At 65.8% G+C, this 16,217-nt stretch carries 15 protein-coding genes; 6 read left to right on the top strand and 9 right to left on the bottom strand.

Going from position 1 to position 16,217, the window contains the following annotated elements; genetic code table 11:
• Window positions 1-62 precede the first annotated feature (62 nt).
• The 3 genes from CRM73_RS03610 (at window position 63) to CRM73_RS03600 (ending at window position 3,271) form a co-directional block, all read left to right on the top strand.
• Window positions 63-233 carry a hypothetical protein gene (locus CRM73_RS03610; RefSeq protein ID WP_229586872.1) on the top strand — a complete coding sequence of 57 codons (171 nt, stop codon included), beginning with the start codon at window positions 63-65 and terminating at the stop codon, window positions 231-233.
• A gap of 70 nt (window positions 234-303) precedes the next feature.
• Window positions 304-1,872 (top strand): IS1634 family transposase, encoded by a 1,569-nt coding sequence (locus CRM73_RS03605; RefSeq protein ID WP_229586871.1) that lies wholly within the window; start codon window positions 304-306, stop codon window positions 1,870-1,872.
• Window positions 1,873-1,897: 25 nt separating this feature from the next.
• Entirely contained in the window at window positions 1,898-3,271 is a 1,374-nt protein-coding gene (locus CRM73_RS03600; RefSeq protein ID WP_229586870.1) for a hypothetical protein, read from the top strand.
• 57 nt (window positions 3,272-3,328) lie between these two features.
• Here CRM73_RS03600 and mobF read toward each other — a convergent pair whose 3' ends face one another.
• On the bottom strand, window positions 3,329-6,877 hold the full coding sequence (gene mobF / locus CRM73_RS03595; RefSeq protein WP_229586869.1) for a MobF family relaxase: 3,549 nt from the start codon (window positions 6,875-6,877) through the stop codon (window positions 3,329-3,331).
• 369 nt (window positions 6,878-7,246) lie between these two features.
• A complete protein-coding gene (locus CRM73_RS03590; RefSeq protein WP_229586868.1) occupies window positions 7,247-8,302 on the bottom strand; it encodes an EamA family transporter in 1,056 nt (351 codons plus the stop codon).
• Window positions 8,303-8,384: 82 nt separating this feature from the next.
• On the opposite strand from CRM73_RS03590, the gene CRM73_RS03585 reads away from it, so the two are divergent.
• Window positions 8,385-9,272 (top strand): LysR family transcriptional regulator, encoded by an 888-nt coding sequence (locus CRM73_RS03585; protein ID WP_229586867.1) that lies wholly within the window; start codon window positions 8,385-8,387, stop codon window positions 9,270-9,272.
• A gap of 393 nt (window positions 9,273-9,665) precedes the next feature.
• Here CRM73_RS03585 and CRM73_RS03580 read toward each other — a convergent pair whose 3' ends face one another.
• From CRM73_RS03580 to CRM73_RS03550, 7 genes are all read right to left on the bottom strand, one after another.
• A complete protein-coding gene (locus CRM73_RS03580; protein WP_370658519.1) occupies window positions 9,666-10,610 on the bottom strand; it encodes a helix-turn-helix domain-containing protein in 945 nt (314 codons plus the stop codon).
• 93 nt (window positions 10,611-10,703) lie between these two features.
• Window positions 10,704-11,360: a flavin reductase family protein gene (locus tag CRM73_RS03575; RefSeq protein ID WP_188550651.1), complete on the bottom strand. Its 657-nt coding sequence runs from the start codon at window positions 11,358-11,360 to the stop codon at window positions 10,704-10,706.
• Between the two features lie 152 nt (window positions 11,361-11,512).
• Entirely contained in the window at window positions 11,513-11,938 is a 426-nt protein-coding gene (locus tag CRM73_RS03570; protein WP_188550652.1) for a multidrug efflux SMR transporter, read from the bottom strand.
• A gap of 37 nt (window positions 11,939-11,975) precedes the next feature.
• Complete coding sequence (locus tag CRM73_RS03565) at window positions 11,976-12,296, bottom strand: multidrug efflux SMR transporter (RefSeq protein WP_188550653.1); 321 nt, start codon at window positions 12,294-12,296, stop codon at window positions 11,976-11,978.
• Window positions 12,297-12,338: 42 nt separating this feature from the next.
• Window positions 12,339-12,791 carry a nucleoside deaminase gene (locus tag CRM73_RS03560; protein WP_188550654.1) on the bottom strand — a complete coding sequence of 151 codons (453 nt, stop codon included), beginning with the start codon at window positions 12,789-12,791 and terminating at the stop codon, window positions 12,339-12,341.
• A gap of 23 nt (window positions 12,792-12,814) precedes the next feature.
• Window positions 12,815-13,435, bottom strand: coding sequence for a DsbA family protein (locus CRM73_RS03555; RefSeq protein WP_188550655.1), 621 nt, complete (start codon window positions 13,433-13,435; stop codon window positions 12,815-12,817).
• 94 nt (window positions 13,436-13,529) lie between these two features.
• Entirely contained in the window at window positions 13,530-14,009 is a 480-nt protein-coding gene (locus tag CRM73_RS03550) for a MarR family winged helix-turn-helix transcriptional regulator (protein WP_188550656.1), read from the bottom strand.
• Window positions 14,010-14,622: 613 nt separating this feature from the next.
• On the opposite strand from CRM73_RS03550, the gene CRM73_RS03545 reads away from it, so the two are divergent.
• Both CRM73_RS03545 and CRM73_RS19675 read left to right on the top strand, forming a co-directional pair.
• Window positions 14,623-15,330, top strand: coding sequence for a hypothetical protein (locus CRM73_RS03545; RefSeq protein ID WP_188550657.1), 708 nt, complete (start codon window positions 14,623-14,625; stop codon window positions 15,328-15,330).
• A gap of 245 nt (window positions 15,331-15,575) precedes the next feature.
• Window positions 15,576-15,710 carry a hypothetical protein gene (locus CRM73_RS19675; RefSeq protein ID WP_255662370.1) on the top strand — a complete coding sequence of 45 codons (135 nt, stop codon included), beginning with the start codon at window positions 15,576-15,578 and terminating at the stop codon, window positions 15,708-15,710.
• The last annotated feature ends 507 nt before the right edge of the window (window positions 15,711-16,217 follow it).

Below are 16,217 nucleotides of genomic sequence, written 5' to 3'. Positions count from 1 at the left end.
ACTCTCGCGTGGAGGATTCGCTCGACGTCTAGACAACGGCGCTCCGAAGGACACGGACGTCTATGAGCTTCTCGCGCGATCCGGGCTTGCCCTACTCGGCATTCACTCAAGCGTGCCGCGCCTTCAAACCCAGCGAGCTGATCCCGGCGATCGCGCAGGCCTCGGCCTCGCTCGGCGAACCGCCGTATCCAGACCTGACTTGCACAGGTGAGCGCGGTTCACAGCCATTCTGAGGGTATTAGGGCTGGTCAGCGCGTTTCCGATCGCGAAAGTGGGTCACTAATGTGGCGGTAGGATCGGGCGATGGCCCCGTTCTTGAGGAAGGTGAAGACAGCCTCCGGTGCGACGGCGGTCCAGGTCGTGGCCAAGGAGGGTCGCCGTAACCGGGTCCTGGAGCACCTCGGCTCCGCGCATTCCGAGGCGGAGCTCGCAGCGTTGATGCATCTGGGCCGCGAACGCCTGCATGCGGGGCAGGAAGCGCTTGATCTTGACCTGACCAGTACTACTGCGCCTGCTGCGGGTGTGCTGACCATGCAAGATCGGCGCAGCCGATACCTCGTGGAGGTCCTCGAGGCGGCGTGGCACCGGCTCGGTTTCGAGGTCGTCGATGATGAGGCGTTCTTCCAGCTCGTCGCCGCGCGGCTGATCGAGCCGACCTCGATGAGCGATTCCCGCCGAGTCCTTCGCGAGGTCGGGATCAACCCCGTTCACCGCAACACCTTCCACGCCGCCCTGCGACGCTGCGGGCAGCGGGAGTACCGCGACCAGATCGCGAAGAAATGCTTCGAACACGTCTGGACCAGCGGTGATGTTTCGCTGGTGCTCTACGACGTCACCACTCTCTACTTCGAGGCGCCGAAGGAGGACGAGCTGCGCAAGGTCGGTTTCTCGAAAGAGCGCCGCGTGGATCCGCAGATCGTGGTCGGACTGCTCGTGGACCGGACCGGGTTCCCACTCGAGATCGGCTGCTACGAGGGCAACAAGGCCGAGACGAAAACGATCGTGCCGATCATCAAGCAATTCCAGGCCCGTCACGGACTGGCCGACATGGTCGTCGTCGCCGACGCCGGGATGCTCTCGATGGAGAACCTGAATGCGATCGATGAGGCCGGGCTGCGGTTCATCGTCGGCTCGAGACCGAAGAAAGCACCCGGTGACCTGGCTAATCATTTCCACTGGCACGGAGACGCGTTCACCGACGGGCAGCTGATCGACACCGTCACCCCGCGCCACGGCAACACGCAAACCGAGACGAAGCGGCGCCGGCGAGAGCCGGTCTGGGACGCGGATGAGCATCCCGGGCATTGGCGGGCGATCTGGGCCTACTCCCGCAAGCGGGCCGTGCACGATGACTACACCCTGACACAGCAGGAGAACCGCGCCAGAGCCGTGATCGCCGGCGACGCGAACGTGAAGGGGACCCGGTTCGTCAAGACCACCGCCGCTGGCCGCATCCTCGACGAAGCCTCTCTCGAGAGGGCCCGGTCCCTCGCAGGATTGAAGGGTTACGTCACCAACATCGAAGCAACCGTCATGCCCGCGGCGGAGGTGCTCTCCAGCTACCACGACCTCTGGCACGTCGAACAGTCGTTCCGAATGAGCAAGACAGACCTGCAGGCCAGGCCAATGTTCCACCACCAACGCGACGCGATCGAAGCCCACCTCACGATCGTGTTCACCGCGCTAGCGATCGCCCGCTACCTCCAGGACAAGACCGGCTACAGCATCCGCAAGATCATCCGGGCCCTGAGGCCGCTGCTCGAGGTCCAGATCAACATCAGCGGACACCTCCACACCGCCGTCGACCCCCTCACCGACGACGCCCGCCACATCCTCAAAGCCCTCGAGACCCCGGACGCCGTGGGTCACTAAACCTGTGCAAGTCAGGCCAGATGCTGTGAAACATCGGATGCCGCCGTGGGGATTGGCTGCGGCCGCGCGAGATTCGCTTCTCTACGGCAATGAGTATCGCTCAAAGGCCGTCGATGAGAAGGCGCTGCGGAAGCTGATGCACAAGTTCCAGATCGCGATGGACATCGACGATGCTGATGTGGGGTCCGAGGACTTCCTCGTCAAACTGATGACTCGGGTCACGTACGAGCAGTTCCCCTACCAGGAGTCGATGTTCGAGGAACTTGCTCGCTCCCACGCCTGGATGGTCGAGGGTCTGCCCGACGTCGAGACCCGAGTGATCACGGAGGACTCGCTGGCGGCCATGCTCGACGGAATTCCGTTCCGCGAGGCGATCGGCGCGACGTTCTTCCTCCAAGTGGGTGCCTTCCAGAACGGTGGAGCATACAAGCCTGGCTGGCTGGATCAGCCAAACTTCACTGAAGTGCTGAAGCTCTATCCGCGGACGAACATAGAGAAGATCGCCTCTCGACTCACCACGACACCCGCAGCCTTTCGGACTGCTTTCAACGACCACTCGGTCGGAACAGCCACAGCGGCCCGATTCGATTACAACCCGTTGATGGCGACGCCGTTCGTGGACATGGGCGACGGGGAGCCTGTTGCTCCAGCGACGCGTCTGATCATGCGGACGGTCACGCCGGGAGGCTTGTACTACGCCGGGATGACCAAGCACGGCAAGGCTTTCGCGGATGATCTCGGAGGCCTGTTCGAGCACTACATTGGTCGACAACTCAACCTGATCGAAGACGCGGAGGTCGAACCCGAGATTGTCTTCGGCAAGGGTGGCGGTCACAAGAGCGTTGACTGGTTTGTGATCCTGCCCAATCTGGTCATCTTAGTGGAGGTCAAGTCTCGCCGCCTCGCCCCGGCAGCACGGGCCGGCGATGCGACGCTGATGAACTCGCTCAGCGAGACCCTGGGCGGCGCACGGAAGCAGTTGACCCGGACTGTCAGCCATCTTGCTGACAGTCACCCGGCGTTCACGCACATCCCAACGGACCGCCCCATGTTGGGGTTGATCGTCACGGCGGAGCCGTTCTATACCGGGGCCGCGTACCTTCTCGACCATGACGTTGCGGTCATCCCCGGCGGGAGGCTCCCAGATGTTCCTGTAGCCGCGGCGAGCGCGCGTGAAGTCGAGTGGCTCGTGACGCACGGCAAAGACGTTGAGCCGCTGCTCCTCGCAGAGATAGCGAAGAGTGCAGGAGGTGTCGTCAGCCTGCGTGACATCGGTAAGAACGCTGATACCGAGAATCCGATTCTGCTGAACGCTTGGAATGCGTATCCCTGGCCGACCGGCGAAGGTGATGGCGATGGCGATGGCGAATCATCAGCGACGCCGTTCGGCAACGGCTGACCCTCACAATCGAATCAAGTCGACTGCAAGCTTCGGAAGTGCCGAATTGCGCCACACTTACAACGAGCGCTCGATGTCCTCGCGTCCCGGTGAATGCTGCGGTACATCGCTCGCTTGGATGATGAAGCCACGTGCTCGATCGAAAGCAGTTCGTGCACGGGCGGCGTCAATGCTCTGCGCCGTGGACTGCGGCGGCGGTCCCAGAGGTCGGGCATCCGTGACGCCGTATCTGTCGCGGTAGGCCGCAACGGTGCGCCCGTAACGTCGCCACGCAGCGGCTTGGCGCTGATCGCGGGGTGGCTCGCCAAGATGCTGCACCCACGCTTCGCCGGTCTCGCGTGCGGTGTCGAGCACGGCATCAGCGCGAGCTTCGATCATCTCGCGCCGCTCATCGAGGGCCTGCCGCATATCGTCGGTCATCGGGCCGTCCGCAGCCGGGATCAGTCCGGCGATCAGCCGCGGCGTCTTGCGAGCACGACCCGAGCCCGCCGGGCGGGCGGTGGCGCGCGCAACGCGGTAGTGCAGCACGGAGGCGATGTCGTCGGCGTCGGTGAATCCGCGCGCGGCGACCAGGCGCGGAAACAGGGTGTCGACGTTGTGGTGGTTGGCCTCGGCGCGGCGCAGTTCGGCGGTGAGTGCGCCGAACGCCTCGGACTCGATCGCGGTGTCGGCTTGTTCGGCGGTGAGGCCGGAGGATCGGATGAGGGTGGCCCAGCGGTCTCGTTGGGCTGCGGCGGCGATGGTCTCGTACTCGGCGGCGAGCTGGGCGATCGACCCCCAGTTCTCCTGTTCGGCAGTGATGGTCTGGTGCGCGGACAACTCAGCACCCACATGCTGGAGCACCCCGAACAACACCGACCGGCCGGTGGCGTCGGGATTCTCGCCGGGATGCGGCTGGGCGTGCTCGTCGGCCCGGTCGAGCATCACGTAGGCGTGGTTGGAATGCTTGCCGCGGGTCATCGCGACGTAGAAGTTCTCCCTCGTCGTGGTCGGCTCCACCAGCACATGCGCGGTATCGACAGTGACGCCTTGCGCCCTGTGGGCGGTGACCGCGTATCCCAGATCGACGTGATCGGCCACGTAGGAGGCGGGGAGGGCAATTGAGCCGCCGAACCGGTGGCCGGTCTTGCGGATCGTGACCGAGCCGTCGTCGCGGACGCCGGTGATGGTCCAGGTGTCACCGTTGCGCACCCACGTCTTCCCGTTGCGGAGGCGGCGGTCGTTGCGGCGGGTGATGATCGTGTCCCCGACCCCAGCAGTGGTGCCGTCGTTAAGCTCGACCTCCCGACCAGGTGTCAACGTGCCGTCGAGAATCAGATCGGCACGAGCGCGCTGGTTGAGGGCGCTCACGTGGTCGCGGGTCTCGGCGACCAGCACCGACACCAAGCCTTGGTTCCGGTCGGCGCGCCAGGCGGTGTAGGCGGCGTCGGTCATCGCCTCGGCGTCGCCGTCGTGGATGCGGTCGTGGGCGAGGTAGGTGTCAATCACCTGCGTGCGACCGTGGCGCAGTGCCAGGGAGGCGATCTTCTCCCACTCGTTGGTGAACCGGTGCACGTCGACCAGCTCGGGCGCATCGTCCCGGTCACCCACGAGGAGCCCGAACGCGCCACCGGCGTCCACCGACTGGAGCTGGGCGAAGTCGCCCACCAGCAACACCTTCGCCCCGGCCCGCTCGGCCAGGTGCGTGATCCGCTCCAACGAGAGCGTGCCGGCCAGAGAGGCTTCATCGATGATGACAAGCTGACCCGCCTGGAAGTCGGTGCCGTGGACGAGGTGGTTCTGCCACCACTTCGCCGTGTTCTCCGTCGCGATTCCCAAGTCCTCGGCGAGGACCTGCGCGGCCACCGCGGACGGTGCCAGCCCGACCACGGACCCGGCACCGTGCGCCTTCTCCCACGCCCGCCGCAACGCCGACATCGCCGTCGTCTTCCCGGCGCCGGCCGGGCCGACCAGCACGTCGAGCAAGCGCCCGGAGACCGCGATGCGTGTCAGCGCCTCCGCCTGGTCGGCACCGAGCATCCGTCCCTGACGGTCGGGCTTGGTGGTGATCTTCTCGACCGTCGCCACCGACACGGTCGGCGCGGTCAGGGTGCGGGTGCGGTCGAGCAGCCGGTCCTCGGCCGCGAGGAGTTCCTCGGAGGAGAACACGGTCGAGTGCTTCGGCCGGAACACGCTGGTGCCGTCCACGCGGCGGAACACGGCTGGGCTGGTCGCCAGGTCCGGCGGTGTCAGCCGCAACGACACAGCTTCGGCGGCGTCGGCGACCATCGCGACGATCGCCTCCCGGTCCTGCATGGACGCGAAGCGCCACCCCATAGTCTGCCGGGACGCCTCGGCCATCAGGTTCCACCGCCGCCACGTCGAGCGCTTCTCACCCACCACGCCGACCACGCTCCGGCCGAGATCGGCGACCACGTCCAAAGGCACGTCGTCAGCGCGCAACAGCAACGGCTTGTCGTTGTCTGTCACCTCACGCGCCCAGGCCGTCGCGTCGGTTCCGAGCACTCCGGCGGCGCGGGTGCGCCACTCGGTGGTGAGGTCGGCAAGCGACCGGACCTTCTTCTCCGGACGCGTGGCGAGGGTGGCTTGGGCGCGGAGCTTGATGATCGTCGCCGTCGAGGGCTGGCGGCCGTGCCGGGCGACGTAGTCGGCGATCAGTCGGTCCTTCTCCACCTCGATGTGCCGCGCTCGGGTGGAGAACTCGGCTACCAGCTCCTCCGGCACGCTGCTGATCGCCCAGGCGGGATTGCGGTCCCGGCCCATGTCGCGAGCCTCCCATTCGACGCCGAAGCTGCGGGTCATGTGGTCGGCGAACACCGCCTCGTGCAGCTCCGACAGGGCGACCACCGCGGCGTGCATCGGCCGCCCATCCAAGCTCCGCCACTTCCCGTCCAGCACGGTCTGCACCTTGTTGCTGATCACGACATGGGTGTGCAGATGAGGATCACCCGAGCGGGAGTCGAAGTGATCGAACGCCGTCGCCACCAAGCCGGCGACATCGACCTGCGCAACGGCCCCGTCGCCCGCGGTTGCACCGGTGCGGGTGGCCGCAACCTCCCGCTCCATGAACGCAACCACCTCCGCAACCGCCCGATGATGCGCCTCCCCGATCAACGCCTGGGTGCCGGCGTCGGCCACCGCCCACAACGCCGAGGCCGACTTCGGGACCGAGAACGTGAAGTCGAACCCCGCCACCGCACGACGCTTCCCACGCTCGGCCTCCTCGGCCTCGATCCGCGCGACCGCCTCACCTTTCGCGCCCGGACTCAGCGATGGGTCGAGATCGGCGATCCGCGCCTCGACCCGCTCCGGAACCGACTTGTAGACCGGGAACGCGAGGCCGAGCGGGTCGCCGGTGATCGGATCACGGCCCATCCCCATCACGAGCTGAAGCTGGGCCTCCGACACCCGATCACCGACCGCGAGCTGACCCTTGCCGAGCGCGGCGACCCCAGAGCCGAGCCACTGCCCCGGTGGGGTACCTTCCTCCGCGTAGTACCGCGTCAACGGCGTCGAAAGCGACCGATCACCGTCCGCTGCCGCAACGGAGCGCAGCAGGTATTTGTACCCGTCCCCAGCACTCATCACCCGCATCGACACCGTCATGGTGACAAGGTGCGAGCTCCAGTTCACGGCAGCGGGCGGCCGACAGTTCACAGCGGAGGCGGGCGCGCGCGGCGACACCACGAGTGCCGCCGTGATCCCGTGGGCGCCCTGATTCGCAGAGGCGCTCTTTCACACCGCCGTGAGGCGGTGAGGCTAGCAAGTGGTGTTCATGGCGTCTGTCCTCGGGCTGATGGCACCAGTAACTCCGTCAACGACCGGCTCCGAGAGGGCGGCCATGAGCCGTCTGGTGTCATCCATGCCCGCCAGCAACCACAGCACTTTCGCTCGGGGACGCCGACCTCGACCCTCGTAGCGAGGCCGTCGAGGATATGCCCGTTCTCGTCGCGCACATCAGCGGCCGCGTGAAAGCTAGAGTCCGCATCCATAGACGTGGCCGCTCGGTCGCTTGGCGGCGGAGTTGGCGGTGAAGTCTCCGGACTGACGGCTGGGGTCGCTCCGGTGCAGGTCGGTTATCGGGCGAGCCGATGAAATCCCCCTCCGCCGGGCAGCGAGGCTCGCGCTGACATGCGGCGCGATTGCGAACCCCGCGCCGACTAAGCAGAGGAGACCACCAAGAGCCGCCAGGGGCGGAGGAGTTTCGCCGAGGACCACCCACGACATGACGACGACGAGCGCGGGCACGACGAGCGACGAGGTGCTCAGCACTCCCGCCGGGGTGTGAGTCAGCGCGTATCCCCAGAGAACGAAGGCGATCGCGGTGGGGAAAACGCCGAGGTACACGATGACGAGGACCGCCCCGAGCGGTGCCTCGGCTACCTGTCGGCCAAGCTCCGGGGCAAATGGCACGCACGCCAGGGCGGCGAACATGATCCCGATCACCGTCATCGTGTTCGAGTCGATGACGCGAAGAATCCGCTTCTGAGCGAGGACTGCACCGGCGTAGATCAGCGCGGCGACCACAGCCAGAACAACACCGATGATGGAGATCCTGCCGGTCGAGGTGGCGGCGGTGATGAGAGCGATGCCACCGAGTGCGACCGCAATGCCGCATAACAGACGCACGTTCAGGCCCTCACCGAAGAACAGGCCGGAGACCACCGCGACGATGAGAGGTGCAAGGTTCACCAGCATCGCGGCCGTCGCAGCGTCGAGGTCGCGTTCGGCAGCATTAAGGACGACCGTGTAGACCGCGAACCACAGAAGTCCCCATAGGCACACCGTGCACCAGGTCCGCCACGAGCGCGGCAGGCGGATCCGGGCGACGAAGGCGAACGCGAGCATGACGGCGGCGGCTGCGCTCATGCGCAACAGCGCCATCGGCCCCGGCTCAAAGTGCTCGGCGCCGGCACGGATGACGACGAATGACGAGGCCCAGAACAGCATGGTGAGTCCGCAGGCGAACCAGGGCAGCCAGCCTGGCGCGGTAGCGAGCGAGGACGAGAGGCGCGCGGAGATGTGGCTCATAGCTCTCAGCTTGGCCTCCGCGTGGATGAAAGAGAAGCGCACGTTTGAGCACAACTGTGCAGGAATTGCGTACGCTCGGGACATGCGCGATCTCCGTCAGCTTCAGTCCTTCCGTTCGACAGCGCTGTGCGGGTCGGTCCGCGCGGCCGCGGAGCGGCTGGGCTATACGCCCTCGGCCGTGAGCGCCCAGATCCGAGCCCTGGAACGCGACATCGGCTTCGATCTGTTCGTTCGCGGCGGGCGCAGACTGATCGTCAGCGAGGCCGGGTCCGAACTGGTGGCAGCGATCGACGAAGTTTTCGGCGCCGTCGCCGTGCTGGACGAGCGAATCGCCGATCTGGCTGCAGCGCGGTTGGGTTGCTTGACGATCGGCTACTTCTCCTCCGCTGGCGCCCGGTGGCTACCGGATCTCGTGGCATACCTCGAAAACACCCATCCGGCCTCCGGAGTGCGCCTCGAACTCACCGACGGCCACGTGAAGCCAGCAGGCTTCGAGGTGCAACTTGTCGTGACAGCGGAACGCGAACTCGCGACGCCCTCCGGGATGAGCAGTCGGATTCTGCTCGCGGACGACTATGTGGCCGCCGTTCCGACCGGCCACGAGTGCACTCGGCTCTCCGCGGTTTCCCTGGCGCAGTTGCGCGCTCTGCCATGGATCGACAACGAACTGCGCGACAGTAGCTGCAGACAGATGCTGATCGACGCCTGCCGGTCTGCCGGCGTTGAACCGGTGTTCCGGCATCAGGCACACGACTACGCCACAGCGCTCGACATGGTCGACCGGGGACTTGGCGCCACGGTCCTGCCGCGGCTGGGACTCCGCGGAACTCGGGAGCACGTCTCGGTAATCGAAATCCTCACCCCGCGCCCGGTCCGGTTCATCCACGTCGTCTACGTCAACAACGGACCGCTCGCGGCGATGGCCGCCGATGCCGTCCGCGCTCTCGGAGATCTCATCACCCCCGGCTGAGGCACGTTCTCCCCTGAGCTTCCAGAATTCACATTGCTGAGCCGTCTTCCATCGCATGGCCACCACCAACGTAAGCATTCGCCCGGCCAGCACCTACCTGCGCCCTGCTCGGGTTACGAGTTGAGGCTGCAGCACCAGCACCAAGTCCGGGTAAGGTTCCAGCGATCAGGACGCAGCTACGTCTGCTCCCCTACGGGGTACCTTCCTCCGCGCAATACCGCGTCAACGGAGTGGAGAGCGAGCGGTCGCCATCCGCGGCGACCACGCTACGAAGCAGATACTTGTGGCCGTCGCCGGCGCTCATCACCCGCATCGAGACCGTCATGCACGTCAGGTGCGCACTGCGCCGGTAGCCTCACGATCGTTATGCAGCGGGGCGGCGGTGGCTGGCCGCTACAGGGTCGTGCCCGTGAGCGGGCAGCTTTGCTGGCCGCCTATGGGAAGATGCGAATGTCCTGTGGACGGTCCTTCGTGGACGAGGCGTCGGTACCGACTCGGGGTGACGCCGACGGCCTCGCGGAACACCCGGGCGGCATGTCCACGGCTGTGCCATCCCACTTCACGCATCGCGGCCTCGATGGGGAGGTCGGTCTGTCGCAGGAGTCGCGTCAGGTTCTCCACCCGGATTGTTGCGAGGCAGCCCAGGGGTGTCTTGCCGTAGGTCTGGACGAATACTCGGCCGAGCTGGGACGGCGAGAGATGCACGGCTGCGGCAAGCTCGCGCAGGGTCCATCGCTTGGCTGGTGCGTCACGTAGCAGGTCGATCACGGTGCGGACCTCCTCCCGCAGCGGCGCAAGTTGTCGGATCTCCGGCGCGCCACGGCGTGTAGTGCCGCGCTGAATCGAAGGTGGTGGTGTCGGCGTCGTTGTCACGTAGGGAGCGATGACGTCGAGAACGGCGAACAGCAGCGCTTGGGCGCGGTAGAAGCGTTCCGGGGCGGGGCGGTCGAGACTGAGGGTGGTCAGCTCATCGAGCCAGGGCATGATCATTCCTAGCCGTTGTTTGCCGAGCCGGAGGATCTGAGCGGGTGGGCAGAACAGCTTTGCGAGGATGTCCTGCGCGGCCCAGCGATCTGTCAGGAGGTGGGCGTACTGCCAGAACACCTGGTCGGCGACGTAGTCGCGGTCGAGGTAGATCGTCGTGACGGTGACCGCGTGCTCGGGCTCGCTCCCGCATAGCGTGCTCGCACTGAGCAGGATGACGTCGCCGGCGCTCACCGGCTTCTCACCGAACTCGCTCAGCAGGATCGCCGAGCCTGACCGGACCGCGATGAGCTTCACCCTGTCGTAAGCCACCGGTGTGATCGGGGCATGGATCGTCGTGGTCCTGACGACAATCGGAGTGAGTGCCCCACCAGCAACCGTCACGGCGTGGTGCGGCGCCAGGCCGGCTCGTGCGACATTCTTCACTAGGCGGTGTGGACGGCCTGTTTACGGCGATGATCGGCGACCATCAGGCCCGGGGCGGAACATGTCGAAGCGGTGGTGTTCGTCGAGTGTGAAGTAGGTGCCTGGCCCGCCGCCGCGCAGGACCGGGTCGGCCAGCGCGGTCTGGTAGATGCCCTCGGCCAGCAGGCCGCGGTCAATATGCACGCCCACCACCTCACCGAAGACCACGCGGGTGTCGGTGAGGGTCCCGGTGGCGGTGTGGAGGGTGACGATTTGTGTGGCGCGGCATTCGAACACCGCTTGGGATTCGGCGACGTGCGGGGTGTCGATGATGCGCGACGGCGCGGGGGTCAGGCCGGCGAGGGCGAACTCGTCGACCTCCGGGGGCGCTGCCGCCGAGGTGACGTTCATCGCTTCTGCGAGTTCTCGGGTGACCAAGTTCCAGCAGAACTGTCCGGTCGCTTCGACGTTCGCAAGAGTGTCCTTCGAGCCGTTGCTGGCGAATCCGATGATCGGCGGGGTGTAGTGGAAGGCCGTGAAGAAGCTGTACGGCGCCAGATTCAACACCCCATCGACGTTCCGGCTCGATATCCAGCCGATCGGCCGAGGCGCGATGATGGCGTTGAACGGTGAGTGCGGAAGCCCAGTCCCGGATGCGGGCTCGTAGAAGTAGTAATCTCGCTCTGCCTGGACAGTCATTGACGCCCCCTCCGTCGTTACCGTGCGGCACGGTGGTCCCTGTCGTGGAAGTGACTTTCCCGGCCCGTCTGCGCGGTCCGCACCCGGCGTGGGGACACCTGGTTTCTCGTTTCGCCCCGGCGGCCCCACGCCGCGCTGCTCTTGCAGCATGGTCAGGACTGCTGATCGGACGCTCCCGGTTCGGAATCTGTCTGGTGGGCGGTGAGCTTGGGGCTGTCGGCGAGCTTGAGCCACACAACGCCGCCGATGATGACCGCCAGCCAGAACGCCTTGGTCATCGTCAGGGTCTCGTCGAAGAAGACCGGGCCCAGGAGTGCGGCACCGATGGCGCCGATGCCTGCCCAGACGGCGTAGCCGATCCCGACGTCGATGCCTTTGAGGGCGACGCTGAGGAAGAACAGGGTGAGCAGGAAGAAGACGACGGCGACGATGGACCAGACGAGGTTGGTGAATCCCTGGCTGCCGTTGACGCTGAGTGCGTAGCCGACCTCGAACCCTCCGGCCAGCAGCAGGGCGAGCCAGGGGCCCGTCTTCTTCTCGGCGGTACCCGATGCCGGGGTGTGCGTCGTGGTGGTCATGGAGTATGTCCTTTCACAGTGTTTGCGCGGGGGTGGTTCAGGCGGTGCTGGCGAGGTTGAGCCCCACGACGCCGCCGATCACGATGGCGATGCCGAGGAACTTCTTCCACGTCAGGCGCTGGCTGAGGAAGAGTGCACCGACGATGACGATCCCGACGCCGGCCAGCGAGGTCCACAGCGCGTAGCCGACGCCGACGTCGAAGGTCAACAGCGCGAGGCTGAGGAAGAAGGTGGCAATCCCTCCGCTGACCAGGGTTGCGATGGTCCACCACAGCCTGGTGAAACCCTGCGCCTTGCCGGCAGAGATGCCGACGGCGACTTCGAAGATGACGGCAATGCCGAGGTAGAGCCAGCTCATGATGGTGTTCCTTTACGTCAGTTCGTTGTGTGAGCGCCCTTGTCAGCGCCCGTGAAGTGTGTAGTTGTGGAGGTACCTGGTGAAGGGCTCTGCGCCCCGCTCAACGGGCAGGTGACGCAGGAGGCCGGCGCGCAACTCGTCGGTGATCTCCAGCGCCGGGTAGCTGCCGCGGTAGTCGAAGCCGAAGTCCGCGACCGCATCGCGGTCAACGGCGACGTGGATGGCGTCAACGCGGTGGTCGATCGCGAAGCGGTAGCACAAGCCGCAGGGCTCCCCGGTGGCCAACAACGCGGTCCCGGCCAGACTTTGAATCCCGTGCGAGACCATCGCGTCTCGCATCGCCACGATCTCGGCGTGTGCGCTCGGGTCACCGGTTTCATGCACCCGGTTGACGCCGAACTCGGAGACGACCCCGCCCTGATCCACGACGACGCCGACGAAGGGCAGACCACCGGTCGTAACGTGCGCGATGCACTCCTCGACCGCCCGCTCCATGACCGCCCGCAACCGGGCCGGCCTCACGGCTCGGGCCTCGGAGGGACGTCCTGTGCGGTGAGCTGGTCGACGACCTTCTTCAACCGGGTCGCGCTGGGCACTCCACGCAGCAGTTGGCCCTCGACAACGATGCCCGGCACCGCTTCGATCCCGACGGTGTTCACCGCATAGTCCTGATCAGCGCGCTGCCGGTCCCGGCGCTGATCGCTGTGCAGGGCCTCTTCCACTTGGGAGCGGTCCAAGCCCACCGAGAGCGCCACCTCGATGATCACGGCGTCGTGGCCGATATCGCGGTCGTCCTGGAAGAACGCTTTGAACATTGCCTCGGTGTACTCCTCGGCCTTGCCCTGTTCCTGAGCCAGCTGCAGCACCATGAACGCCTTCTCGGTGCGCGGCTGCGGAGAAATCGACGGCAAGGTGATATCGACGCCCAGACGCTCGGCCATCGGATACACCGAGGACTTCCACACCCGCGGCAGGTACTCATCCTCCGGCCGCAGAGTCGGCACCGGATCAGGCCGTAGCTCGAACGGCCGAATCCGCACTTCCACATCCCGGTCACGCTTCAACTCCTCGACCGCTCCCTCGACCAGGAAGCAGAACGGGCACACGTAGTCCACGAAGACATCGACCTGCGTACTCACCTGATGGGCTCCTTCTCGCGTTGTCATTCTTGCCGATTTACTTACATGTACATGCATATACTACTCCAAAGGATCTGGCGGGTGCCGTGCGGATTCAGGACCCGATCACCGCTCCGACCTCATCCAGGGCGCGGCCGAGCTGCCCCGCATCAAGGTGCGGAAAGTGCAGCGACGGCCGGTCCAGCAATTCCCGAACCCGGCCCTCGTAGGGTTCCCGCACCTGGCGCAGCAGCCCCTCTCCCTGCTCAGTAATCACTGCGTACACACCGCGCCCGTCGTCCTCGCAGACATCTCGGCGAGCAAACCCCTTGGCCTCCAACCGACTGACCAGGCGGGTCGCCGAACTCTGGGTCAACCCCACGCGCTGCGCGAGGTCATTGACGCGCAGTTCCTTGTCTGACGACTGACTCACGAAGACCAGGGCGCGGAACTCCGTCAGCCCGACCCGGTGCGTGTCCGCGAGCCACTTGTCCAAACTCGCATCCACCGCCGACGCGAACGCGGCGACCTTCGACCAAGCGGCGCTGACACCGCTGCCGAGCGAAACCTCTGTTGCGTCTGTCTGCATGTGCATGCATGTACCGTATCACGACCTATCCCTGCCAGGAAACGGGCCGGTCGCCTTCACCGCGCAGGGTCGAATGCCGAGGTGCTCACCCCTGGTCGGACGCGAGCTTCTCAAGGCGAGATCAGGTACGGACTGAGCGTCCTCCCCAATACGTCAAGGCCCGCATCGGCAAGTTGCTGGCGAAGGTTCACTCCGGCGACCGCGCTCACTTGGTGATCGCCGTCTACGACCATCGTCTCATTACGCCGATCCACCGAGGATAATCCGCCGACCGCGAGGCCGACGCGTGCCACCGACACTGGCCACCCTGCACGACGCCAGTGTTCGAGTCGGCATCGAGCAATCACGACGCGACTACTCTTGCCGCACACGGGGTAACCTGAAACCAGCAATCACGCGGAGCGCGACGCGACTACTTTTGCTCCCCTACGGGGTGCCCGCCTCCACGTAGTACCTCGTCAGCGGCGTCGACAGCGAACGGTCCCCATCAGCGGCGGCCACCGTGCGCAGCAGGTACTTGTAGCCATCGCCGGCACTCATCACCCGCATCGAAACCGTCACGCTGCGAGGTGCGCGCTCGCCCACATGCCAACGCCGGTCACATCGATAGAGTCACAGCATGAGAAAAGCGTCGCCCAACGATGTAGCTGCGGCCTTCACCACGGCGACGGCCGACGCACTCGCGGACTGGGAGACGATCGACGCAGCGCTTGCGTCGCAGTCGCTTAGCCTCCGCCGTCGAGCAGCCTCTGACGCCTTCCTCTCGCTAGCTGTCTCGTGGGAGTCGTTCCTCTCACGCTGGTTGGTCGCCGCAGTGAACAAGGATGCGTCGCAGGCCGTGAGGCAACTCGCAACCCGCTTGCAAGAGCACGCGGAGGAGGAGCTTCGTGTCCCTAGCTCACATCTTGCAGCGACCCTCATCACGCAGTCTCACTTCAGCCTGAATCTGGTTCGCCAGCTATTGGACCCGCAGGAGAACAACATCGTGATTCGTGAACACGGCGATCTCGATAAGTTCGCTCGGCGGTGGCTCGCCGACCCTTACCGGACGGCACTGGGTGGAATCTCCTCGTTTCAGTTCAAACCCGTGCTCGCCACCCGACTCATTCGCAACGCGCTCGCACACCAGTCTGAGTCCGCACTCAAGCGAGCGAACGATGAGCTACGGAAGAGCACAGTGCCTTTAGGCCTTCGAGTGACTGGAGATCGTCGGCTCAGCGTGGACGGATGGCGGCGCTATCTTCTTTCAATCAGCAGCACCCGCCCGAGAATCGCCGTGCTACACGACGAACTTGTGGCAGTCGCGGGTCTGCTCGTCGTTCCGTGACGCGGCTGGCCGTACCGTAGCGGCTCGATCTACCTCGACCTGCAAGACGCGTGGCAGTTCCGATGGTGGGCTGAGCGAGAGACGGATCGGGGTCGGGCCGACGGCCGGGAGTGGGCGTGCCTGGTCGTGTTGTCAGCGAGGCATCGGCGGCCGTTGATCGGGGTCGCGCACCTGGCAGGTGATCAGCCCGGCGAAGGGGTCCGCGAGGGGTTCGGGTCCGGGATCACCGAACCGCCGGAGCCCTCATGCGCAACCACTCGGTTCCACCCGAGGGCTGTCGTCTGCGGGTCGGGTCGCTGTTTTCCGGATACGGCGGCCTCGACTTCGCCGTCGAGCACGTCTTCGACGCTGAGACGATCTGGTTCTTCGAGATCGATTAGCCCTCACCCGGGTCTTCGCCCACTACTGGCCCGACGCGCCGAACCTAGGTGCCGTCACCACCATCGACTGAAACGCCGTCGAACCGGTGGAGATCCCCTGCGAAGGATTCCCCTGACAGAACGTATCCACTGCCGGCAAGCAGGCCGACCTCGCGCCCAGCACTCACTCGGGGTTCTGGTCGCACATGGGGCCGCAATCGAGGCCTTGCCCCCGGAGTTCGTGGTGATCGAGAACGGTCGTGGTCTGCTCTTCGCACCGGCAGTCCGCAACCTTCCCGGAGGCGCAACCGATTCCCGATGCAACCCCACCACCGCAGCCCCGGCGACGATGCAAGTGCGATCCTTCGCCAGGTGGAACCCGCCCCGTGGCAACTGGGAGAGGGCTCAGTCCGGGGCTGGCGGGTAGGGCACGGAGCACTTGGTGGGGTCCACCGGGGTTCAGGACTTCTGGGGGTAGGTCGATGGGTTCGCCGCCGAGCGGAGCGCACGGCGGTGAGGCGCAGCCAG

The organism is Kocuria sp. CCUG 69068, from assembly GCF_020833785.1.
In the GTDB taxonomy this organism is placed as follows: Bacteria; Actinomycetota; Actinomycetes; order Actinomycetales; family Micrococcaceae; genus Kocuria; species Kocuria rosea.
The sequence above is the reverse complement of the archived record's forward strand: the minus strand, read 5'-3'. Positions and strand labels throughout refer to the sequence as shown.

Bases quoted from the DNA above. Each gene is read 5' to 3' on its own strand.
- CRM73_RS03585 (WP_229586867.1), top strand. From the start codon at position 8,385: ATGCGCGATCTCCGTCAGCTTCAGTCCTTCCGTTCGACAGCGCTGTGC.
- CRM73_RS03565 (WP_188550653.1), bottom strand. From the start codon at position 12,296: ATGAGCTGGCTCTACCTCGGCATTGCCGTCATCTTCGAAGTCGCCGTC.
- mobF (WP_229586869.1), bottom strand. From the start codon at position 6,877: ATGACGGTGTCGATGCGGGTGATGAGTGCTGGGGACGGGTACAAATAC.
- CRM73_RS03550 (WP_188550656.1), bottom strand. From the start codon at position 14,009: ATGCACATGCAGACAGACGCAACAGAGGTTTCGCTCGGCAGCGGTGTC.
- CRM73_RS03570 (WP_188550652.1), bottom strand. From the start codon at position 11,938: ATGACCACCACGACGCACACCCCGGCATCGGGTACCGCCGAGAAGAAG.
- CRM73_RS03575 (WP_188550651.1), bottom strand. From the start codon at position 11,360: ATGACTGTCCAGGCAGAGCGAGATTACTACTTCTACGAGCCCGCATCC.
- CRM73_RS03560 (WP_188550654.1), bottom strand. From the start codon at position 12,791: ATGGAGCGGGCGGTCGAGGAGTGCATCGCGCACGTTACGACCGGTGGT.
- CRM73_RS19675 (WP_255662370.1), top strand. From the start codon at position 15,576: ATGCGCAACCACTCGGTTCCACCCGAGGGCTGTCGTCTGCGGGTCGGG.
- CRM73_RS03605 (WP_229586871.1), top strand. From the start codon at position 304: ATGGCCCCGTTCTTGAGGAAGGTGAAGACAGCCTCCGGTGCGACGGCG.
- CRM73_RS03545 (WP_188550657.1), top strand. From the start codon at position 14,623: ATGAGAAAAGCGTCGCCCAACGATGTAGCTGCGGCCTTCACCACGGCG.
- CRM73_RS03610 (WP_229586872.1), top strand. From the start codon at position 63: ATGAGCTTCTCGCGCGATCCGGGCTTGCCCTACTCGGCATTCACTCAA.
- CRM73_RS03590 (WP_229586868.1), bottom strand. From the start codon at position 8,302: ATGAGCCACATCTCCGCGCGCCTCTCGTCCTCGCTCGCTACCGCGCCA.